Source organism: Neptuniibacter sp. QD34_54 (genome assembly GCF_047778055.1).
Taxonomy (GTDB): domain Bacteria; phylum Pseudomonadota; class Gammaproteobacteria; order Pseudomonadales; family Balneatricaceae; genus Neptuniibacter.
Window position 1 is genome coordinate 2,608,715 of record NZ_CP180546.1, and the last position, 21,896, is coordinate 2,630,610.

General features: G+C 44.4%; 20 protein-coding genes and 1 tRNA gene. 8 read left to right on the forward strand and 13 right to left on the reverse strand.

What is annotated here, in order from left to right; translation table 11 throughout:
• The first annotated feature begins 39 nt into the window (after positions 1-39).
• From ACMXYP_RS11810 to ACMXYP_RS11830, 5 genes are all read left to right on the forward strand, one after another.
• Positions 40-573, forward strand: a complete 534-nt coding sequence (locus tag ACMXYP_RS11810) for a TRAP transporter small permease subunit (protein WP_415881833.1) — start codon at positions 40-42, stop codon at positions 571-573.
• Positions 573-1,958, forward strand: coding sequence for a TRAP transporter large permease (locus ACMXYP_RS11815; protein ID WP_415881834.1), 1,386 nt, complete (start codon positions 573-575; stop codon positions 1,956-1,958). Before ACMXYP_RS11810 ends, ACMXYP_RS11815 begins: the two co-directional genes overlap by 1 nt.
• Before the next feature lie 235 nt (positions 1,959-2,193).
• Positions 2,194-2,931: a MipA/OmpV family protein gene (locus ACMXYP_RS11820; RefSeq protein WP_415881835.1), complete on the forward strand. Its 738-nt coding sequence runs from the start codon at positions 2,194-2,196 to the stop codon at positions 2,929-2,931.
• A 262-nt stretch (positions 2,932-3,193) separates the two neighbouring features.
• Positions 3,194-4,516, forward strand: a complete 1,323-nt coding sequence (locus ACMXYP_RS11825; RefSeq protein ID WP_415881836.1) for a Na+/H+ antiporter family protein — start codon at positions 3,194-3,196, stop codon at positions 4,514-4,516.
• Positions 4,517-4,730: 214 nt separating this feature from the next.
• Complete coding sequence (locus ACMXYP_RS11830; RefSeq protein WP_415881837.1) at positions 4,731-6,101, forward strand: glycosyltransferase; 1,371 nt, start codon at positions 4,731-4,733, stop codon at positions 6,099-6,101.
• 113 nt (positions 6,102-6,214) lie between these two features.
• Here the strand turns inward: ACMXYP_RS11830 and ACMXYP_RS11835 are convergent, their stop codons facing one another.
• The 13 genes from ACMXYP_RS11835 to ACMXYP_RS11895 all read right to left on the reverse strand — a co-directional run bounded on the left by ACMXYP_RS11835 (position 6,215) and on the right by ACMXYP_RS11895 (position 18,766).
• Positions 6,215-6,841, reverse strand: a complete 627-nt coding sequence (locus ACMXYP_RS11835) for a class I SAM-dependent methyltransferase (RefSeq protein ID WP_415881838.1) — start codon at positions 6,839-6,841, stop codon at positions 6,215-6,217.
• A 232-nt stretch (positions 6,842-7,073) separates the two neighbouring features.
• A tRNA-Pro gene (locus ACMXYP_RS11840) sits at positions 7,074-7,150 on the reverse strand.
• A gap of 79 nt (positions 7,151-7,229) precedes the next feature.
• Positions 7,230-8,459 (reverse strand): FIST signal transduction protein, encoded by a 1,230-nt coding sequence (locus ACMXYP_RS11845; RefSeq protein ID WP_415881839.1) that lies wholly within the window; start codon positions 8,457-8,459, stop codon positions 7,230-7,232.
• 161 nt (positions 8,460-8,620) lie between these two features.
• Positions 8,621-8,974, reverse strand: coding sequence for a MerR family transcriptional regulator (locus ACMXYP_RS11850; protein WP_415881840.1), 354 nt, complete (start codon positions 8,972-8,974; stop codon positions 8,621-8,623).
• Positions 8,952-9,257, reverse strand: a complete 306-nt coding sequence (gene ihfA / locus ACMXYP_RS11855; protein ID WP_415881841.1) for an integration host factor subunit alpha — start codon at positions 9,255-9,257, stop codon at positions 8,952-8,954. Before ihfA ends, ACMXYP_RS11850 begins: the two co-directional genes overlap by 23 nt.
• 20 nt (positions 9,258-9,277) lie before the next feature.
• Positions 9,278-11,674 carry a phenylalanine--tRNA ligase subunit beta gene (gene pheT / locus ACMXYP_RS11860; RefSeq protein ID WP_415881842.1) on the reverse strand — a complete coding sequence of 799 codons (2,397 nt, stop codon included), beginning with the start codon at positions 11,672-11,674 and terminating at the stop codon, positions 9,278-9,280.
• Positions 11,675-11,723: 49 nt separating this feature from the next.
• Positions 11,724-12,707 (reverse strand): phenylalanine--tRNA ligase subunit alpha, encoded by a 984-nt coding sequence (gene pheS / locus ACMXYP_RS11865; RefSeq protein WP_415881843.1) that lies wholly within the window; start codon positions 12,705-12,707, stop codon positions 11,724-11,726.
• Positions 12,708-12,870: 163 nt separating this feature from the next.
• Positions 12,871-13,227 carry a 50S ribosomal protein L20 gene (gene rplT, locus ACMXYP_RS11870; RefSeq protein ID WP_415881844.1) on the reverse strand — a complete coding sequence of 119 codons (357 nt, stop codon included), beginning with the start codon at positions 13,225-13,227 and terminating at the stop codon, positions 12,871-12,873.
• A 38-nt stretch (positions 13,228-13,265) separates the two neighbouring features.
• The gene (gene rpmI / locus ACMXYP_RS11875) at positions 13,266-13,460 is read right to left on the reverse strand and encodes a 50S ribosomal protein L35 (RefSeq protein ID WP_007022505.1); all 195 of its coding nucleotides are present in this window, start codon (positions 13,458-13,460) and stop codon (positions 13,266-13,268) included.
• Between the two features lie 104 nt (positions 13,461-13,564).
• Positions 13,565-14,110, reverse strand: a complete 546-nt coding sequence (infC, locus tag ACMXYP_RS11880) for a translation initiation factor IF-3 (protein ID WP_415884668.1) — start codon at positions 14,108-14,110, stop codon at positions 13,565-13,567.
• 27 nt (positions 14,111-14,137) lie between these two features.
• Entirely contained in the window at positions 14,138-16,057 is a 1,920-nt protein-coding gene (gene thrS / locus ACMXYP_RS11885; RefSeq protein WP_415881845.1) for a threonine--tRNA ligase, read from the reverse strand.
• A 147-nt stretch (positions 16,058-16,204) separates the two neighbouring features.
• Complete coding sequence (locus tag ACMXYP_RS11890; RefSeq protein ID WP_415881846.1) at positions 16,205-17,974, reverse strand: ATP-binding protein; 1,770 nt, start codon at positions 17,972-17,974, stop codon at positions 16,205-16,207.
• 90 nt (positions 17,975-18,064) lie between these two features.
• Positions 18,065-18,766, reverse strand: a complete 702-nt coding sequence (locus ACMXYP_RS11895; protein WP_415881847.1) for a FadR/GntR family transcriptional regulator — start codon at positions 18,764-18,766, stop codon at positions 18,065-18,067.
• 189 nt (positions 18,767-18,955) lie between these two features.
• Here ACMXYP_RS11895 and ACMXYP_RS11900 point away from each other — a divergent pair, with 189 nt between their 5' ends.
• Genes ACMXYP_RS11900 through ACMXYP_RS11910 form a run of 3 tightly spaced genes read left to right on the forward strand, consistent with a single transcriptional unit; the run spans position 18,956 to position 21,836 of the window.
• A complete protein-coding gene (locus ACMXYP_RS11900; RefSeq protein WP_415881848.1) occupies positions 18,956-19,747 on the forward strand; it encodes a (Fe-S)-binding protein in 792 nt (263 codons plus the stop codon).
• 6 nt (positions 19,748-19,753) lie between these two features.
• Positions 19,754-21,166, forward strand: a complete 1,413-nt coding sequence (locus ACMXYP_RS11905; RefSeq protein WP_415881849.1) for a LutB/LldF family L-lactate oxidation iron-sulfur protein — start codon at positions 19,754-19,756, stop codon at positions 21,164-21,166.
• 1 nt (position 21,167) lies between these two features.
• Entirely contained in the window at positions 21,168-21,836 is a 669-nt protein-coding gene (locus tag ACMXYP_RS11910) for a LutC/YkgG family protein (RefSeq protein WP_415881850.1), read from the forward strand.
• Positions 21,837-21,896: the final 60 nt, after the last annotated feature.

The window sequence follows — 21,896 nt, forward strand, 5'->3', positions numbered from 1 at the left end:
ACACCTCTTTCTCTATCAGAATTTCCAAGGGTGGGTCCCGTGAATAATCTGTCTTCCTCTCATCAAGAGCAGGTTGCATTTGCTGATGCAATCGATCTGTTCATACGTAGGACTGGGATGCTTATCGCATCGGTATATGTCGTATTAGTACTGGTGATCATCACCCAAGTAATTCTGCGTAAAGGTTTTGCTAGTGGTTTAATCGCCTTAGAAGAGTTGCAATGGCATTTGTATGCTGTCGGCGTCATGTTTGGTTTAGCTTATGCGCAAGTCAATAACGCCCATATCCGTGTTGATCTCTTCTATGGCAAATTCAGCCTACGCACTAAAGCATGGGTCGAAATTTTTGGCATGCTATTTCTGGTTTTCCCTTTTATTACCGTCGTATTTTTCCACAGTCTGGAATTTGTTCATTCTGCCTGGGCCATCAATGAGCATTCCGACGCTCCTTCAGGACTTCCATACCGTTGGCTGATTAAGGCAGTCATACCTGCCAGCTTCGGCCTGTTATTTATGGCCTGTGTGTCGCGGTTCATTCGAGATATCTGTTTTTTGTTACGAGGTAAGCACTGATGGAAATCAATGAGATTCTTGTCATTGCGATGTTTCTATCATTCATCGCACTACTTTTTACCGGTATCCCCGTTGCCTACGTACTAGGTGGTATTGGCGTTATTTTTGCCCTAGTAGGCTACTTATCTGATATCTACTTAGGCACTTTAACTGGATTAGACTTCACCACCTTAGGGCTTGTGGTTAATCGTCTGTTTAAGATCATGGACAACTGGATTCTGGTCGCCCTGCCCATGTTCATCTTTATGGGCAATATGCTAGATAAATCGGGCGTTGCGGAACAACTAATGGAGTCCCTGCAGGAACTGTTCGGCAAAGTACGTGGTGGTTTGGCTATCACTGTAACAGTAATCGGTATTATCCTAGCGGCCTCCACTGGCATTATCGGTGCGTCCGTCGTATTGCTAGCGATGATGTCACTACCCTCGATGCAAAAACAGGGTTACTCACTACCGCTTGCGTTAGGCACAATCGCCAGTGCTGGTACTTTAGGTATTTTAATACCGCCAAGTATTATGCTGGTGATCATGGCCGACCAATTAGGTTTGTCTGTAGGCGATCTGTTTATGGGTGCGGTATTCCCTGGCCTGATTTTGGGCGGTTTGTATATCGCCTACATCCTGATAACAGGCTTTATTAACCCTGAAGCGGCCCCAGTTCCTCAGGACGTCCAGCCTGTTACCATGAAGACGGTAATCAAGGTCTTAAAAGCAATCACCCCAACAGTACTACTTATCTTCGTTGTTTTAGGTTCCATATTCGCTGGTATAGCAACGCCGACAGAGGCCTCAGGTGTGGGTGCCTTTGGTGCTACTCTGCTTGCAATATACAATCGCAAATACAACTTCAAAGTACTTAAGGAAGTTTTACACGGCACTTACAACACTACTGCTTATATCTTTGCCATCTTTATCGGTGCTACCTGTTTCGCTCTGGTATTAAGAGAGTTGGGCGGTGATGAACTGATCGAAAGTTTCCTAACCGGCTTACCTTTCGGTGATTACGGTATTGTTGCCTTTATCTTGCTGATCATCTTCCTGCTGGGTTTCTTCCTTGACTGGATAGAGATCACTCTGATCATTCTGCCGCTACTGGCACCAGTAATCTCAGCTTTGGGATTAGATATCAATGGCTACGGAGTTGTGGATAACCCAGAATTAGTCTGGTTTGTAATGCTTGTTGCGATGGCCTTACAAACATCATTCCTCACCCCACCCGTAGGTTTTGCACTGTTCTATTTAAAAGGTGTTTGCCCGCCAGAGGTAAAACTCACTCAAATTTACCGAGGTGTAATTCCGTTCATCCTCCTGCAGTTGGCTGCATTGGTAATGCTTGTATTCTGGCCTCAGTTGGTAACTTGGCTACCGGCATTCGCTTACGGCTAAGAAGATTTGAATAGCTGATACCTAAAAACTCCTCTTTAAGAGGAGTTTTTGTTTTCGCAATATAGATAAACACCTACTCGCCTATCTGTAATCCCTAATTTTGAGGTTATACCGATGCTGGCATCCTTAACCTCAAGCTAGTTAGTACAGGTTAATTCTTTCAAAGCACTCCCCTTCGCTTTGATTGAGTAACTGATTACTCACTCAGGAAGATCCTTTATAGGAGATAGGTAAATTGAAATCACAAATAGCGATAGTTACAGGCGCTTTATTAAGCTTCAACGCAGCAGCTGATGAAGAATGGATCTTCGGTATCGGTGCTGGGATTAAAAGTCACGAAAGTGCTTACCAAGGTGTAGGCACTGAAACCTCTGTATTTCCAACGCTGTACGCACAAAAAGGCAACTTTTTGTTAGTAGGCAACAAAGCCCAATACAGCCTTTACGGTAATAGTAAATTCCAAGTCAATCTATTGGGCCAATACCGTTTCGAAGGCTATGAAGCTGATGATTCATTTGCCCTAAACGGCATGGTAGAACGTGATGGCGCACTCGAAGCAGGTATCAGTGCAACGCTCGACACACACTACGGTATCCTGTCAGCCTCTTTTTTGACAGATATCTCAAATACTCACGAAGGACATGAACTATCTGTAGGCTGGACTAAACCTTATCAGCTTAATGCCAAGTGGATGGTTAAACCCTCAATGGAACTAAGCTGGCGAAGTGATGACCTGAACAATTATTACTACGGCGTAAAGTCGAACGAAGCAACCGCACAACGAGCTGTGTACAAAGCAGATAGCAGTATGAGCTACCGAGCAGGTGTGGATGCTTTTTATGTAGTGGATAAACAGCAAACTATCCAGATGGGTATCGGCGTTAATGGTTGGGGCAGTGAGGTAGAGGATAGCCCTATTGTTGATCGCAGCAACAGCCCTGAAGTAAAAGCAGCTTACACTTTCCGTTTCTAGTCGATCTAGTTGGAGGTTACGGCAGATAAATAACAGGCCACTTTTATATTGCCGTGACCTCAACTCTATATTTCAACTACCCATTACCAATCCCTTTTATCTGTAGTATTTCACCCTGAATTTCGTAAAAAAACCAGGCTAATAGCGCGAGAAAAAAGTAATTTTAGCCGCTAAACCTGTTTTGCATTTTACATATTGACTCCCCTACGCCCTTCCCCCATGGTGCGCCCTTTTTTTAAAATGTGGAGCCCTAGGCTTAACTATGAACGCAGTGATTATTGCAGTGCTAACCATGTTGGTACTGAGCCTTTTTAGAACCCATGTGGTTATTGCTCTTTTGATTGGCGCGCTTGTCGGCGGCTTGTCAGGAGGATTGAGTCTAGATGCTACAATCAATGCTTTTAATGCTGGAATTGGCGGCGGTGCTAGCGTTGCCTTGAGCTATGCATTGCTTGGTGGCTTTGCAGTCGCAATTGCACAATCAGGCCTGCCACACTTGTTAGCGAATAAAGCAATAACAGTGATTGGCCAAGACCCTACGCCAGCACGCGTCAACAAGATCAAAACGCTACTACTCCTAATCATCTTAGCGGTAGCCATTTCGTCACAAAACTTAATCCCAATCCATATTGCGTTCATCCCACTTTTAATACCACCTTTGCTTCTAGCGATGAGCAAACTGAAATTGGATCGACGTTTAATTGCCTGCGTACTGACCTTTGGCCTAGTAACCCCTTATATGCTTTTACCGGTAGGCTTCGGAGGAATATTCCTTAACGAAATTCTACTTAAACATATCGGTCAAGGCGGACTCGATACAACAGGCATCTCTGTGATGCAAGCGATGAGCATACCTGCTGCAGGCATGTTGTGTGGACTATTGATCGCAGTTTTCATCAGTTATCGCGGGAAACGTCGATATGATCAGTCAAAGATCAAAGCTGTCGAAAACAACGTTAATGACTTTAATTCTAAGAGTATTGTCGTTGCTCTGTTAGCAATCGGTGTAGCCTTCGTAACACAGCTGGTAACCAACTCCATGATCATGGGGGCCATGCTTGGCTTTATTCTATTTACCGTTACTGGCGTGATCCGCTGGAAAGAATCTGACGGCGTATTGACTGATGGCATGAAAATGATGGCAACCATTGGCTTTATCATGATTGCCGCGTCAGGTTTTGCTGAGGTGCTTAAAGAAACCGGTGATATCGCAGCGCTAGTGACAAGCTCAGTGGACGTTATTGGCCAAAATCAACCGATAGCGGCCTTCTTGATGTTATTGGTGGGTTTATTGATCACTATGGGCATAGGCTCATCGTTCTCAACAATCCCAATTATTGCAGCTATCTACGTACCATTAGCTATTCAGTTAGGCTTTAGCCCTTTAGCTATAGTTGCTCTAGTCGGCACAGCTGCAGCTTTAGGTGACGCGGGCTCCCCTGCGTCTGACTCGACCCTAGGCCCAACATCAGGCTTAAACGTCGATGGGCAACACAATCATATCTGGGATACGGTTGTACCAACATTCTTGCACTATAACTTACCTCTACTAGCCTTTGGTTGGTTTGCAGCTGTAACGTTATAAAAGCACACAACGGGCAGGCCTTAGCTTAAAGTAAGGCCTGCACCCTGCCTCCGAGAGCACTGCTTCAATCTACATTTACTCTTTAGCAAAGATTAGAAAACAATTCTTAAGAACTAAGACTAAGGATCTATGGGAATTGCTTTATTAGCTGAGCAACTAGGCGCATAATCCGCGCCAAATCTTTAACACGCCCCTCAGGTGTCGAGACATTAGCATGTTGCAGAAAGGCCGAATTTCCTCTCGATCGATTATTAATACAGTCATCGCGTACAGCATAACCGGCTTTATCCTATGCCTTGCCTATACACAGACCAGCCATGAAACTGAGTTTTTAGCTAACTACCGCTTAGTATTAACGCTTGTACTTATCCCAATTATCATAAAATTCTTGATCCAACTGATCGCAGCCCCCCTCTCAGGAGTCATTGATTTCTTTCGAGACAAACCGGCTTTAGGCCAAGAACCTTCGGTGAGTGTATTAATTCCAGCATGGAATGAAGAGGTTGGTATTATGCATACTCTACGATCTGCGTTAGCTGCCGACTATAACAATTATGAAGTGATCGTCATCAATGATGGATCAACTGATAAAACCCACCAGCTCCTGAGTGAATTCATTGCACAGTTCAATCCCAACAACCCAATAAAACTACGTTACTTTGCACTAGAGAACGGGGGCAAAGCCAAAGCGCTAAATCATGCACTAAAGCACGCGAAAGGAGAGATTGTCCTCACTATCGACGCTGACAGCCTAATGCACCCCAAGGCTATTCAGAACATAGTGAAGAAATTTTCATCCAACAAGGTAGCTGCTGTTGCAGGTAACGTAGCCATCGGTAATGGCCATGCTGGGCTCGGGATTATCCAACAACTCGAATATCTCTGTGGCTTCTTTATGAAAAGAGCTGATTCTGTTTTCAATGCGGTTTACATTATTGGCGGAGCCGCTGCAGCATATCGCCGATCCGTACTGATTGAGGCAGGTGGATTTGATCACAGTATCATTACTGAAGACATTGAAATATCTACCCGTATTCTAGGCATGGGTTATCACTGCCGTTACGCACCTGATGCCATCATTTATACAGAAGGCCCTTCGGATCTAAAGAGCCTTTGCAATCAACGTTTACGCTGGAAGTACGGGCGCTTTCAAACCTTTATCAAACATCGTCAACTTTTTTTTAATAGTTCGAAAACCAATAACTATTATCTGTCCTGGTTACTGTTACCAACTGCGCTTTATGCCGAGTTTCTATTATTACTAGAGCTCCCCTTGCTAACCCTATTTTTCACCTACATTGTTTACACCGGTGACTATATCACCCTAAGTCTTTGTATATTACTAATCTCGGCGCTTGTTAGTTTCCAGACTTCGTATGATTCCCAGCCACGTTTCCATATGCGGATGCTCTATTACGCTCCCATCGCTTGGCTAATCTGGTATGTCGTCGATGCGGTCGAGTTCCAAGCACTCCTCAGAAGCTTAAAGCGACTAAAACGCAAAGAAGGCCTTCAATGGCAATCATGGAGTAGAACAGGATTAGCGAACCCATCACCTACTGAGCCTGATAAGCCGATGCTATAACGGAAACACTCTACTCATTCGACTCATTTAATTGATTCTGAATTGGCCATCGTTCACGGCTGTTTTAAATAAGACTCTCAAATAAAGAAAAGAATTAACAAAAACCGACAACCTCAACGCTGACTAACAATTGCCAACCAAGGCTGTTGCGCACAAGGTAAACCTTCTGGGCGATAATAATGATCAAGAATACGAAAACCTGCATCCTCTAGATATTGAGCAGTCACCTCTAACTCCATATAGTGACCAAAACGCTCACCATTCCACCCTTCCGCCGCTCCTCTTGGGTTTGAAGTAAATAAGATCCCATTTGGTTTCAACGCAATATGGCATTTAGACAAAACCTCACCGAGCATCTGACTGGGGACGTGGAACATAGAAGCATTAGCAAAAATTCCATCAAAGCACTCTTCCCCTAAATCGAGATGACAAAACGACTGATTCAGCACAGGGCAACCACTATGTAATCGGGCCATCTCACAGAAAGTCTGACTTCCATCGAGCCCAGTAGGAAAATGACCTAAGGCTTTAAAAGAAAGAAGATCGCGGCCAGGCCCACAACCGAAATCTAAAATTTCCAGCCCTTTTCGTTGCGGTAATGCACCTAATAAAGCATCAATATTCTGGCTAACATCATGATCACGTGTACCTTGCCAAAAAGACGCTGCATTCGATTCATAATGCCCTAGAGTCACGCGTTCGATTTCGCTTAAACTTTCTTTGCTATAGCGATTGCCCATATAGAAATTCACACAAATGATTTTTTAAAATTGTCTTTTAAAATAATGACATTAACTTACTCAGCACTCTATCTTTGCCCGCATCAAATGAATCAATGCAAAATCAAATGAACCAGACATAACAAGATTGGCTTGTTCAGCACAGACAGGATGCCGAAAACGTTAAGCTTGTGGCACACACCATCAAACGCTAATACCTAATGGTAAGTTAAATCATAGTATTATTAAGAAATGGTCGGGATGATAGGATTTGAACCTACGACCCCCTGCACCCCATGCAGGTGCGCTACCAAGCTGCGCTACATCCCGACTAAGATCTTGAAAATGAACACTTTCAAGTGGCGGTTATCTTAACTGAACACTCTGAATCTGGAAAGATTTTTTGCGTTTATTGAGTGATAACCTCTTCGCCTATCACCATGATGGTAGCCGTCTGGTTATAGTGACCGATTGAACCACCCTGCGTCGCCCCTTGTTCGCCAAACGTATTAAAACCAATCACAGGCACATCCTCACCACAAACTTCTTGAACCAAGCAGATATCATCCACATCTAAACGTGCTTTTAATAGATGACGTAAGATACAGTTAAAAATAATTACTGCGCCGATCTTCTTGGGGCTACCGGCATCGATGATCGCCTTCTGCAACGTCTCCTTGAAACGCTCTTTCGCAATCTCAGCATCCGTTTTCATTTCACGCAGGAATGCGCCCTTCGGAATTTCTGCATAAAAACTAACACCACCATCATCATGAACCTGCTGAGCACTCTTAATAGTATATTCAGCGAAAACATCGGATGACTTAATGCCAAAAGGATTTTGAATAAACAGCTCCGGGGTCAGTTCTTCTCCACCCAACAGTTTCTGAAGTACTTCTGTGGCAGGTTTACCATTGAGCATCTGCACAGTCCGCCCTTTAGCTTGAGTTACTACAGCGCCTTTATTAGCTGCCACATAAGGATGACCCATAGCGGTACCAATTTTTAAGCCACTGCTAAAGCTCGCAACAACCGCAGAGTCTTGATAAACACCATTGCTGATTTGATAACTTTTAGTATCTGAGAAATCTGTAGCTGTTGAACCACCAATGACTTGGGAGACCGTCCCTGTTTCTAAAATGAGACTGCGTAAAAAAGCTTCTTCTTGGGCAGAAGTGCCATCAGGTAAAACCATATTAATGCAGGGCTTTATTCTAGAGACTTCTTTTGCCCCTTTACTGTCTAAGGCAATGGCCATTAAAGACATGACAGCGGGGTTTGAGAGTAAGTTTGAATAAGCTTCGCGAATAGCCTCTTTTGCAGCTTGTTCAGGTTGCTTTGATAAGTTTTGACCGACGCCTAAACCGACGCTGAAATAAGCGCTCTGTAGCGTCATTACAACAACGCTTGACTCCTGCGGCCCTTGCTTAAGGCTAGAAATTTCTCCCCAAGAACTACCGCCTACAATGGGAACGACATCTCCTACAACTGACCTAATGTCACTGTAAACTTTCTCAATATCCAAAGAGAAACTAACAAAGCAGATCACCAAATCTGGTTTAGGTGTGGACTCCATTGCCTGACTCGCAGCCTCTGCAGCATCTTCAGCATGCCCTAGACCTACTCTTAAAATCGCCATTTTGACATTCCTTGCATGTTCACCATTAATAGATCCTAATCAAGCGGTAGATCACAGCCAACAGCTAAGGTACGAAACAGTGCCAAAGTTTAAGTAGAAATAAACTATATAAGTAAAACGGGCGTTTAATAGAGAGGTAGAAATTAAGCACTAAGAGAACACTAGCGCTTAATAGATTCCAATAGATCTTCTAATTCGGAGATAGTCTGTCGAAGCAATTGCTTGTATTGGCTTTGATCATCTTCATTATTGTCACCCGCAAGATACTGTTTAGCACCACTTAGGGTGTAACCTTGATCGTGCAACAAGCTTTTGATCTGACGGATCAACAAAACATCCTGTCGTTGGTAATAACGGCGATTGTTTCGTTTTACAGGCGAGATTTGCGAAAACTCTTTCTCCCAATAACGCAATACATGCGCCTTGAGGTCACAAAGCTTAGCAACTTCGCCAATCGTAAAATAACGTTTACCCGGGATCGGGTTGGGATCGTTACTCTGGGGTGTCTCCAGCATAGGTTTCGACACGGTCCTTCAGTTTCTGACCTGGGCGGAAAGTTACAACACGGCGAGCCGAGATAGGCACTTCTTCCCCAGTTTTAGGATTCCGGCCCGGTCTTTGACGCTTATCGCGGAGGTCAAAGTTACCGAAGCCGGACAATTTTACCTGCTCGTTAGCAGCCAGACATGCCCGGATTTCATCAAAGAACGATTCCACCATCTCTTTGGCTTCACGTTTATTTAATCCTAGCTCTTCGTTCAGGCGTTCCGCCATTTCAGCTTTTGTTAACGAGCCCATGATAAATCACCTTTCGCTGCTTATTCTCGCAATGAGGCACCAAACTCACTGGCTAGTGCAGAAATAACCGCACTTGTGGCGCTGTTTATTTCTTCATCATTAAGAGTGCGCGAAGGATGCTGCCACGTCAAGCCCACAGCAAGACTTTTTCTACCTTTTTCAATACCTTGGCCTTGGTAAACGTCAAAAAGCGTTACTTCTTTAACGAATTCACCCGCTTCTTTTTCAGCCAATTGACGTACTGAATCGAAAGCTACGCCTTCATCTACAATAAGTGCTAGATCACGACGAGACTCTGGGAATTTAGAAATTTCTTGGTAACGAGGCAGTTTGCCTTGAGTCAAAGCAGCTTGGTTAATCTCGAAAAGATACACAGCACCATTCAGACCCAACTCTTTAACCAAGTTAGGATGCAATGCACCAATGTAACCAACTTTTTCGCCATTACGTTCAATACGCGCAGTCTGACCTGGGTGCAAAGCAACATGACGATCAGCTACAAACGAAAACTCATCTTCAGCTCCACCTAAGGAAAGTAGGCTTTCTAGATCACCTTTGATATCAAAGAAATCAACTTGATCTTTACCCGCATTCCAACCTTCAGGATCTCGCGCACCTGCTAGCAAACCAGCCACTACGTTTTCCTGAATGATCTCATCACCAGAAGTTGGTAGGAAACGCTGGCCGCTTTCAAATAAGCGAACACGCGCTTGCTGACGGTTCTGGTTGTACTGCAACGCTTTTACTAGACCTGGCCAGATAGTCGTACGCATCACTGCCATTTCAGCAGAGATTGGGTTAGCCAGTGCTATACCTTCGAATTGGTCATCGAACTGCTTTTGTAGGCCAGCTTCAATAAAACTGTAAGTAATCGCTTCCTGATAGCCACGTGCGATCAACGCACGACGCACATTCTGGATCGTTACTTTAGTTTCATCGTTTGCCTTGATTGGCATAGACGCTGTTGGCGTACGTACAGGTAGGTTGTTGTAGCCGTATACACGCGCTAATTCTTCGATCAGATCCACTTCAATTGCGATATCAAAGCGATAAGATGGAACAGAAACGTGCCACTCACCTTCCGTAGAAGTCTTCTCTACAACCAAACCAAGACGCGTTAAGATCTCTTCAATCTCGTCAGCTGGCATTTCAAACGCCAGCATCGCATTGACTTTGCTATGACGTAGGAATACCTGACGTGCAGCAGGTAACTCATCTTGATTAACAGTTTCAACAGCTGGACCAGCTTCACCACCAACAATCTCAAGTAGAAGCTCTGTAGCGCGATTAATTGCCTGATTTTGCAACTGCCAATCTACACCACGTTCAAAACGGTGAGAAGAATCTGTATGCAAACCATAAGAACGCGCACGACCCGCAATAGAGATAGGGTTAAAGAATGCGCTTTCTAGGAAAATATTTTGCGTTTCAGAAGTTACGCTGGTCGGCTCACCACCCATAATACCAGCCATAGCAACAGGGCCATTAGCGTCGGTAATTGCCAACGTATCAGCATTAAGCTCAACTTCTTCACCGTCTAAAAGCGTTAGCTTTTCACCCTGCTCCGCACGGCGAACAACAATACCACCGGATAGTTTATCCAGATCGAAAGCGTGCATTGGCTGACCAAGCTCAAGAAGGATATAGTTCGTTACATCTACAACTGGATCGATGCTACGTACACCAGAGCGCTCAAGCTTCTGTTTCATCCACAATGGTGTTTCTGCTTGTGGATTGATACCACGAATAACTCTGCCAACATAACGTGGGCAGTCAGCTGCATCTTTTAACTCTACTGGGAAAGTCGCATCGATAGTGGCTTCAACTGCATTGTCAGCAACAAAAGTAACTGGCGCTTTATTTAGCACACCCACTTCACGTGCTAAACCAGAAATACTTAGACAGTCACCACGGTTAGGCGTTAGATCTACATCGATAACTTTATCATCTAGATTTAGGTATTCACGAATACAAGTACCTACAGGCGCATCCGCTGGAAGCTCCATGATGCCGTCGTGATCATCTGAAATACCTAGCTCATCTTCCGCACATAGCATGCCAAAAGACTCTACCTGACGTAGTTTAGCTTTTTTAATCTTAAACTCTTTGCCATCTGGAGTCGGTAGTACCGCACCCACAGTAGCGAATGCTGTTTTTAAACCGGCACGCGCATTAGGTGCACCACACACAACCTGTGCAACTTCACTACCATTAGTAACCGTGCAAACCTGAAGTTTGTCTGCATTTGGGTGCTGCTCAGCCGTCAGAATTTCACCTACGATAACACCAGTAAAATCTTTAGCTGCTGCTTCAACTTCGTCTACTTCCAGACCTGCCATTGTGACTTGATCAACTAGCTCCTGCGTACTGATTGCAGGGTTAACCAACTCGCGTAACCACTTTTCACTGAATTTCATTTTGCTTTCCCGAAAATCCTGTTAATAACCGCTTAAAACGTTGTCTTGATCAGTTGAACTGATTCAGGAAACGCAGGTCGTTTTCAAAGAATAGACGCAGGTCATTTACGCCGTAACGCAACATAGCCAAACGCTCTACACCCATACCGAAAGCAAAGCCGGTGTACTCTTCAGGGTCGATACCTGAAGCTTCAAATACTTTAGGATGCACCATCCCGCAACCTAGTACTTCCAACCATTTACCATCACCACGATCGATATCAACTTCGATTGAAGGCTCTGTGAACGGGAAGTAAGACGGACGGAAACGAACGCGAACATCTTCTTCGAAGAATTCACGTAGGAATTGTTCTAGTGTGCCTTTTAGGTCAGCAAAGCTGATATCTTTATCAACAATCAAACCCTCTACCTGATGGAACATTGGAGAGTGCGTTTGATCGTAGTCACAACGATATACACGGCCTGGGCAGATTATACGTAGTGGTGGTTCTTGCGATTCCATTGTACGTACCTGAACACCTGAAGTGTGCGTACGCAGCAGTGTATTCGCATTGAAATAGAATGTGTCGTGCATAGCACGAGCCGGATGGTGCGAAGGGATATTTAAGGCTTCGAAGTTGTGGTAATCATCTTCGATTTCAGGACCTTCTTCTACCGTATAGCCGATACCACCGAAAAACTCTTCAATTCGTTCCATGGTTTTAGTCACAGGGTGTAAACCACCTAGCGCCTGACCACGTCCCGGTAAAGTTACATCAATCGTTTCAGCAGCAAGCTTACTTTCTAGAGCTGCTGCTTCTAGTGCAGCTTTACGCTCATTAATAACTTCTTGCAGAGCTTGTTTAGCTTCGTTGATCTTAGCACCAGCTTGTGGGCGTTCCTCTGCAGATAGCTTACCTAAGCCTTTAAGAAGTGCAGTAAGTTCACCTTTTTTACCCAAGTATTGAACGCGAACATCGTCCAACTGTTGAGTAGTAGTTGCCGTAGCGACAGCTTGAGTACCTGCTGCCAAAAGGCTTTGAATGTTTTCCATTATCCGGCTCCGAATAGAAGGATAAATACGGTAATTGGTTAGTAATCAGTTACTTTGCCAAATGTTCCGCAAAAAACTGGGCAAAATAACCGAAAAAATAGGGGAAGAGTTCGCACCCTTCCCCTATTTCAAAGTAGTCGCTTACACGACACTGGGTGCTAGCTTACGCTAGAGAAGCTTTAGCTTTCTCTACGATTGCAGCAAATGCGCCAGCTTCGTGAACAGCAAGATCAGCTAGAACCTTACGGTCGATCTCGATGTTAGCCTTCTTCAGACCAGCAATGAAACGGCTGTAAGACAAACCGTTGATACGAGCACCAGCGTTGATACGTGCAATCCACAATGCGCGGAACTGACGTTTACGCTGACGGCGGTCACGGTATGCATATTGACCAGCTTTGATTACCGCCTGTTTAGCAACGCGGAATACACGGCTACGAGCACCGTAATAACCTTTTGCTTTTTTCAGGACTTTCTTGTGACGACGACGAGCAACAACACCACGTTTTACGCGAGCCATGTCTTTCTTCCTCTAAATTCTGTTAGCTAAAAAATCGATTAAATATAAGGCAGCATGCGACGAACCAACGCCTTGTCTGCAGCGTGTACCTGCAGCATAGGGCGAAGCTGACGCTTACGCTTAGTAGATTTCTTAGTCAGAATGTGACTAGTGAAAGACTGCTTGTGTTTGAAGCCGTTAGCGGTTTTCTTAAAACGCTTAGCCGCACCACTATTGGATTTCATCTTAGGCATTACTAAAATCTCCACGCATTCGTTAATTTTTTTTCGCCCGAAACAAACGACAAAACCCGTAGCCAACTTTTACAAGTCAGTCACGGGTTAAGGAAAGTAACGAGTTACTTTTTCTTCTTCGGAGCTAAGACCATGACCAGTTGACGGCCTTCCATCTTAGGACGCTGCTCTACAGTTGCTAACTCTTCCAAATCTTTCTCGATTCGTTGGAGTAACTGCATACCCAGTTCCTGATGGGCCATCTCACGACCACGATAACGCAAAGTTATCTTGGCTTTATCTCCTGCTTCAAGGAAACGTATCAGGTTGCGTAGCTTGACCTGATAATCCCCTTCTTCCGTATTAGGACGGAATTTCACTTCCTTGATCTGGACCTGATGCTGCTTTTTCTTGGCTTCATTCTTTTGCTTTTTCAGCTCATAAAGATGCTTGCCATAATCCATCACTTTACAAACGATGGGATCAGCTTCAGAAATTTTTACCAAATCAAGTCCCGCTTCTTGTGCTGCCACAAGAGCGTCGTTAACCGGTACGATGCCAATCTGTGTTCCGTCTGGACCAATAAGTCTGCACTGCTTAGTTACTTTCAGTAAATTCTCATTGATCATGGGCTCTTCTCTGCGAGCGCCCCTTCTATTATCACGCCTGATAGTCTTATCTCCTGACTGTTTTTAGACTTATGAGTCCTGACGACCTTTCTTAGCGACATCACTGCCAAGAAGGTTTACAAATTCTTCTAGAGACATAGAACCTAGATCTTCACCTGTACGCGTACGTACAGCAACCGTGCCTGCCTCTACTTCTTTATCGCCAATTACAAGAAGATATGGAACCTTCTGTAAAGTACGCTCGCGAATTTTAAAGCCGATCTTCTCATTTCTCAAGTCTGACTCGGCTCTGAATCCTTGATTTTCAAGATTTTGAACAACTTTTTGACAATAATCAGCTTGTTTGTCCGTAATATTCATCACAACTGCTTGTACAGGCGCTAACCAAGTCGGTAATGCACCCGCGAAGTTTTCGATCAAAATACCGATAAAGCGCTCAAAAGAACCAAGAATTGCACGGTGTAACATCACAGGCGTTTCACGCTCACCCTGCTCGTTTACAAACTGCGCACCAAGACGACCTGGCATAGAGAAATCAACCTGGATTGTACCGCACTGCCATACTCGGCCAAGGCAATCTTTCAGAGAGAACTCAATCTTAGGACCATAAAATGCGCCTTCACCTGGTAACAGCTCCCACTTCAGGCCAGCATTATCTAACGCATCAGATAGCGCTTTTTCTGCTTTATCCCAGACCTCATCGCTACCTACACGCTTTTCTGGACGCGTAGACAGTTTGTATTGAATCTCTTGGAAACCAAAATCTTCATACACTTCGTGTAGGAAATCGATAAATTCAGATACTTCACTCTGAATGCTATCTTCTGCACAGAAGATATGCCCATCATCCTGAACGAAACCACGTACACGCATAATACCGTGAAGTGCACCTGATGGTTCGTTACGATGACAAGAACCAAACTCAGCCATACGTAATGGTAAGTCACGGTAAGAACGTAGGCCTTGGTTATATACCTGAACGTGACATGGGCAGTTCATCGGCTTAACAGCGAAATCACGGCTTTCAGAGTGAGTTGTAAACATCTCTTCGGAGAATTTTTCCCAGTGACCGGACTTTTCCCAAAGAGTACGCTCTACAACCTGTGGCGTTTTTACTTCAACGTAGTTACGACGACGAAGCTTTTGACGCATATATTGCTCAATGCCCTGATACAACGTCCAACCATTTGGATGCCAGAACACCATACCCGGTGCTTCTTCTTGCAAATGGAATAGATTCAGCTGTTTACCCAGTTTTCGGTGATCACGCTTCTCAGCTTCTTCTAGACGGTGTAGGTAAGCTTTAAGGGCTTTTTTGTCACCCCATGCAGTACCGTAGATACGCTGAAGCATCTCGTTGTTAGAATCACCGCGCCAGTATGCACCAGCAACCTTCATCAGTTTAAATGCTTTAATGTGGCCAGTAGATGGAACGTGCGGGCCACGACATAGATCGATGAATTCGCCTTGCGAGTAGAAAGAAAGATCTTCCGCATCCGGTACTGCTTGAAGCAACTCAACTTTGTACTTTTCACCCATCTCACCAAACATTTTGGTCGCTTCATCACGACTCATTAATGAACGAGTAACAGGTAGGTTCTGCTTAACTAGCTCCGCCATTTTCTTTTCGATCTTTTCTAGATCTTCTGGTGTAAATGGACGCTCGTAAGCAAAGTCATAATAGAAACCATCTTCAATAACAGGCCCGATCGTTACCTGCGCACCAGGGAACAATTCTTGTACAGCCATAGCCATCAAATGAGCAGTAGAGTGACGGATAACTTCTAGACCTTCTTCATCACGTGCAGTGATGATGGCTAGATCGGCATCATTTTCAATAGTGTAAGAGGTATCAACTTCTTTACCGTCAACTTTACCGGCCAACGCAGCTTTAGCTAAACCAGCGCCGATATCAGCAGCAACTTCAAATACAGTAACAGGGTTAGCAAACTCGCGTTTGCTACCATCTGGTAGGGTAATTACAGGCATGTTATTTCCTTGATTTCAGTGGTGACCCATACGTAAGGCCACTTATATTCGATACAAATTACTTACCGTACAAACCAAGTACGTTGTAAGTTGGCGCGATTATAGGTCAATCAAAGAAAAGGAGCTAGGACTATGTTCACTGAGGATCTATTCGGAGCCTGAACCCTTCGGCAGAGAGATTCGGATATTGATGCCTTTACCTTCGTTACTACTAAATTGGATATCGCCAAGCAGTCTATCCTTTACAAGCTCATGGATAATATACATCCCCATACCGGTTCCTCCTGAACCTTGCCGGGTTGTATAAAACTGCTCAAATACATGCTGTTGTACCTCTTCAGTGACTCCTTCACCGTCATCATCATAAATAAGTACGTATGCTTCGGGCGTCACCTCACTGCTAAACGTTACAGTGCCGGCAACTGTTCCATCTTTAAAACCATGCATTAACGAATTGTTCAGAAGATTCGTCGCGATTTGTGCAATAGCACCTGCATCTACATTTAATTCAATCGCGATATCAATATTATTTACAACTTCAACAGGAGCATTCTTGTAGGAGGGTTTTAAACTCAACAACACATCTTGAATATATTCTCTTAGATTTATATCCCTCTTTTGCTCACTAATCTGATCAACAGCTACTTGCTTAAACGCTAGCATCAAATCATGCGCTCGGGTTAAATTTGAAGTTAATAGCTCACCTGCTTCGAGAGTATCCGATAAGAACTTTTCAAATTGCGTACGTGTCATCGTATTGTTTTGGAAACTGTTCATCACATCACCAGTTTCCTCAATTAAAAATGATGAAGCTGTTTTAGAAACACCTAATGGCGTACTCACTTCATGTCCAATACTGCTAACTAGACGTTTTAATGCAGATAGTTTTTCGCTTTGCAGTAATTCTTTTTGGGTAGCGTCTAACTGGTCCTGAGTTTCACTCAACTGAGCTTCTCTTTCTTCTAACAGTTTCTCATTTAGCTTAACTTCGGCTTCCAGCCTTTCTTGGTATCCGCGCATCGCTTGGGCATTAGCATGCAAACGTTCATGCTGTTGGGAGAATTTGTGATAAATGAAGCTTATTTCATCATGCTCATGATTATCGGGATAAGTCAGCTCAGCGTATTCTGATAACTCACTTTCCTCTCCTTTTGTATTGTGATCGGTAGAGGCCTCTAACAACATGGCTAATTTATGCAGAGGAACTTGAAATAGATAATGGTGGATTACGTAAATCGACATAACGATGAAAGCGATGACTGCACAGATCATTAATGCCAACTTCATCCCTAGAGCTTCACCACTTTTAATCGCAGGCTCTATGATGCTATCAACTTCCAATATTCCTCTGACATCGCCCAGTTTCCAATCTACCTTTGGAGAAAAGGGATGATGGTTATGGCATTGTACACATGCCTCAGCTACCAACTTGTCAGCAATAGCCACACGCACAACACTCTCGCCCTGCTTGTTTTTTAAAACTTTTATATATTCAGACTCGGGGTTTTCATTAAGGTGATGCCAAGCTTGATTGGCAAATTCATCTAATTGGCGCTCTGCACGATTGGGAAAGGGGTAAAAACTATAAAGTTTAATCAGGGTACCTATTTGAGAATATTGCTCGCTCAACTCATGTACCATAGTTGCAGGTAAAGGGATACTTTTAGGGTTATTTTTATGATCTATGGTGACATCAATATCTGAATGTAATAGAACTTCGCTAACTACATTTTCAGTGTAATACCTCCGTAAACGTTTAAATTCTTCAACTGTTTCTTCAGCCCTTTGCTGAGCGTCATCTATTGCTTGCTGCGTAAGAACTTGCGGTAAGTAATACAGGATAGCAATTACCAGCAACACCATGGCAAACAGGACAGGGAAGATAATTCTCCAAACCAATGACTTGCGAACCTGCATCCCCTACCCTTATGGTCGTTATACACACGAAGAAAGTATAGGAGTATTTTTTAGGTTTGGTTAATTAAGATAGTTACCAATATCAAGCAGTTAAGAAGCTTCTAACTGCCTTCGAGTGTAGTCGATATGTTCTGTCGCCACCTTGCGGGCTAACTCGGCATTCCTATTGATCAATGCCTGATAAATTTGGGTATGCTGAGCGCTGATTCCATCAGGGTACCGGCCAAATTTCTTAAGTGTGCGATCAAGCACACCATAAATTGCATTGAAGTAACGGTTATAGAATATCTGACTGAAAGAGATAACCAATAGATGGTGACTTGCTTCCGCAATCATCATATGAAACCTAAGATCAGCTTTTGCTTTTGCGAGCGTAGTGTGGCCACTACTGCGCGCCTGCATCGCTTCATACTCTTGCCCGATACGATCAAGTTGTTCATCTGACGCGCGCAAAGCGGCGTAGTAAGCAGCCTCACCTTCTAGAGCAGCACGCATCTCCATAACCTGAACTTGAAACTCAAAGTTATCGCCAATACTGTCAACAGGCATTGAAAAATGACTTTCAAGTAAGTTTCTGCACAGACTCCCACCGCCATGATAGGTCTCGACAATCCCCTTTAATTCAAGATCCTGAACCGCTTCACGAACCGTTGCTCTCGATAGACTATAGCGCTCTGCCAATACCCTCTGAGATGGCAACTTCTCCCCAGGGCAAATATCTCCATAGAGAATTTGATTCTGCAGTTCAGAACTCAACTTCTGGCTTAGATTTACACCTTTTTCTGTTACCACCAAATCCCCCTCACGACCTCTTGGTCAGACCAGTTATTAGTTTAGCATTTCATTTGTGCCATCTCTTAACTATCTTTTGGGTAACACATAAAACTTCAGGCATTAGAACCTGAAGAGAAATAAGAAACGTCAGTGACGTGAGAACCTGATCCCTATCAGGTAGAGCTGACCAATATAGCGATGACATTCATGCCAAATCAGAATCCTAAAGTCGGTTTATTTGTAACCTGTCTAGCAGATATGTTTAGACCCAGCGTTGCATTTGCTACCGTCAAACTACTAGAAGCTTCAGGCTGTACAGTAGAAGTGCCAGAGACACAAACATGCTGCGGCCAACCGGCATACAACTCAGGCGACAAAGCAACCACCGCTGAAATTGCAAGAAAAACGATTGAAGCTTTCGATGGCTATGAATATGTCGTAGGACCATCCGGTTCTTGTATTGGAATGCTCCATTACTACCCAGAGGTCTTTGACGAAAACGACCCTTGGAAGGCACGCGCATTAGACCTAAAATCGCGCGCTTTTGAGATTACCCAATTCCTAACTGACGTAGTCGATTTTGACCGTATCAATGCCGCATTTGAAGGTACGATTACCTACCATGATTCTTGCTCTGGTCTTCGCCAACTCGGTGTAAAGCAGCAACCTCGCAAGCTACTATCTAAGGTTGAAAATCTAACACTTAACGAGATGGAAGAGTCGGAAACCTGCTGTGGTTTCGGCGGTACCTTCTGCGTTAAATATCCAGATATATCCAACCGTATGGTGTCTAACAAAACTGAATACATCAGCGACTCAGGTGCGAGCACTTTAGTCGGCGGCGATTTAGGCTGCCTATTAAATATGGCTGGCAAGCTCAAACGCGAAGGCAAGAAAATCGAAGCACGTCATGTAGTAGAGATCCTAGCAGGTATGACTGACACGCCAGCCATTGGCGAGGCAGAATATGAGCTAGCCTCTGAACTGAGCGCGGGGTAATACACGATGCATATTAAGAGCCCAGAATTTAAAGAAAACGCTCGTATAGCGCTACATAATGTCGAACTTCAAGAAGCCCTAGGTCAGTTTAAACATGGCTTCCCAGTTAACCGTGCTAATGCCATCAAGCGACTACCAGAGTTTGAAGATTTGCGTGATGAAGCGCGTGATCTTAAAAATCACATTATTCAGAATCTAGATATCTATCTGGAACAGTTTGAAAGCAAAGTAATCGAAAATGGTGGTCATGTTCACTGGTGTAGAACAGGTGACGATGCCAACCAAACCATTCTCGATATTTGCAAACAGGTAAACGCCAAGACCATCACTAAAGGTAAATCGATGGTTTCGGAAGAAACTGGCCTAAATGAATACCTTGAAGCGAACGGTGTACGCCCTGTCGAGACAGATTTGGGTGAGTACATCCTACAGCTTCGCGATGATCATCCGAGCCATATTATTGCGCCAGCAATTCACCTGAATGTTAATGATGTATCCGAAACCTTCCACGAACATCACAAACGCCCGAAGACAGAAGACCCACAGGCATTGATGAAGGAAGCTCGAGAAGTACTGCGCAAAGAATTCGTAGGCGCTGATGTCGGGCTTACTGGAGCCAATTTTTTGGTCGCAGAAACTGGCTCAACTATCATCGTAACCAACGAAGGTAACGGCGACCTGACTCAAACCCTGCCAAAAACTCACATTGTGATTACTTCCATCGAGAAGGTTGTACCTACGCTGGAAGATATGAGCCTATTTCTTCGACTGCTAGCTCGCTCGGCGACAGGTCAGGAATTTACGGTGTACAACACGTTATCCACAGGTCCGAAACGCGCTGAAGATCAAGACGGTCCAGAAAACTTCCACGTTGTGTTAGTTGATAACGGCCGTAGTGAGATGGTGGGGACTGAGTTCCAAGATATGCTTCGCTGTATCCGATGCTCTTCTTGTATGAACCACTGCCCTGTATATGGTGCTGTTGGTGGCCATTCTTACGGTTGGGTTTACCCTGGCCCTATGGGTTCTGTTCTAACACCAAAGATGATCGGCATTGATAAAGCTGCACACCTGCCAAACGCGTCAACATCCTGTGGTAAATGTGAAGAAGTATGCCCTGTCCGTATCCCTCTTCCAAAATTGATGCGTCACTGGCGAGAGAAAGAGTTTGAAAAACACTTAACACCAAAAGCTGTCAGGTTTGGCATCGCTGGCTGGGCATTTTTTGCCAAGCGTCCTGCCCTATACCGCTGGTTAGCAAGAAGCTCTGCATGGTTGATGAACAAACTCGCTGGTAAGAAAGGCCGCATCAAGAAAATGCCGTTAGCGGGTGGCTGGACAGATTGGCGTGATATGCCAGCACCTCAAGGCAAGACCTTTATGGATCAATGGAAAGCCCACAAACAGGCGGAGAAATAAGATGAGCAAAGCAGAAATCCTGGGCAACATCCGCCGTGGTTTGCAACGTGGTGAAGCAACACCCGCACAAAAAGCAGCAGCGACACGTCGCATTAATGCACATAAAGCGACCATAATTCCTAAGCGTAGCCAGCTAGACAAAGCAGGTCAGATCCAACTGTTTAGAGATATGGCAAGCGGTGCGGCAGCAGAGCTTATCGACATAAATGCAATGAGTGATCTACCTGCAGCTGTCGCAAACTGGCTTAACAAACATGATTTTAAATCCCTAGTCAGCGCTAGCGATGATTGCTTAAATGAGCTCGATTGGTCTGCCTTAGGCGATATCAAACGCGAGCAGCGTGTTGCGCAATCTGGCGATGTTGCTAGCTTAACCACCTCGATGACAGGTATCGCAGAGACAGGGACTCTGATGATGTACTCCCGTCCAGAGAGTCCGACGACATTGAACTTCCTACCGGATTGCCATCTCGTATTATTGCGTGAATCGACGATCGTCGGTAGCTACGAAGATGCTTGGCAGATGGTACGTGAACAGAACCCTGATGAAATGCCGCGCACGGTCAATATGATTACTGGCCCATCCCGTAGCGCGGACATCGGACAAAAATTACAAATGGGTGCTCATGGCCCCTGCGTACTTGTGATCTTTATCCTTAAAGATATGTAGCTCTATATCTTTATTGCTTTAGCCACCTTTTTAGGTGGCTTTTTTTGTTCTATGGCCACT

Coding starts and splice junctions, on each gene's coding strand:
- ACMXYP_RS11815 (WP_415881834.1), top strand. CDS start 573: ATGGAAATCAATGAGATTCTTGTCATTGCGATGTTTCTATCATTCATC.
- ACMXYP_RS11825 (WP_415881836.1), top strand. CDS start 3,194: ATGAACGCAGTGATTATTGCAGTGCTAACCATGTTGGTACTGAGCCTT.
- ACMXYP_RS11830 (WP_415881837.1), top strand. CDS start 4,731: ATGTTGCAGAAAGGCCGAATTTCCTCTCGATCGATTATTAATACAGTC.
- ACMXYP_RS11835 (WP_415881838.1), bottom strand. CDS start 6,841: ATGGGCAATCGCTATAGCAAAGAAAGTTTAAGCGAAATCGAACGCGTG.
- ACMXYP_RS11845 (WP_415881839.1), bottom strand. CDS start 8,459: ATGGCGATTTTAAGAGTAGGTCTAGGGCATGCTGAAGATGCTGCAGAG.
- ACMXYP_RS11850 (WP_415881840.1), bottom strand. CDS start 8,974: ATGCTGGAGACACCCCAGAGTAACGATCCCAACCCGATCCCGGGTAAA.
- ihfA (WP_415881841.1), bottom strand. CDS start 9,257: ATGGGCTCGTTAACAAAAGCTGAAATGGCGGAACGCCTGAACGAAGAG.
- pheT (WP_415881842.1), bottom strand. CDS start 11,674: ATGAAATTCAGTGAAAAGTGGTTACGCGAGTTGGTTAACCCTGCAATC.
- pheS (WP_415881843.1), bottom strand. CDS start 12,707: ATGGAAAACATTCAAAGCCTTTTGGCAGCAGGTACTCAAGCTGTCGCT.
- rplT (WP_415881844.1), bottom strand. CDS start 13,227: ATGGCTCGCGTAAAACGTGGTGTTGTTGCTCGTCGTCGTCACAAGAAA.
- rpmI (WP_007022505.1), bottom strand. CDS start 13,460: ATGCCTAAGATGAAATCCAATAGTGGTGCGGCTAAGCGTTTTAAGAAA.
- thrS (WP_415881845.1), bottom strand. CDS start 16,057: ATGCCTGTAATTACCCTACCAGATGGTAGCAAACGCGAGTTTGCTAAC.
- ACMXYP_RS11890 (WP_415881846.1), bottom strand. CDS start 17,974: ATGCAGGTTCGCAAGTCATTGGTTTGGAGAATTATCTTCCCTGTCCTG.
- ACMXYP_RS11900 (WP_415881848.1), top strand. CDS start 18,956: ATGCCAAATCAGAATCCTAAAGTCGGTTTATTTGTAACCTGTCTAGCA.
- ACMXYP_RS11905 (WP_415881849.1), top strand. CDS start 19,754: ATGCATATTAAGAGCCCAGAATTTAAAGAAAACGCTCGTATAGCGCTA.
- ACMXYP_RS11910 (WP_415881850.1), top strand. CDS start 21,168: ATGAGCAAAGCAGAAATCCTGGGCAACATCCGCCGTGGTTTGCAACGT.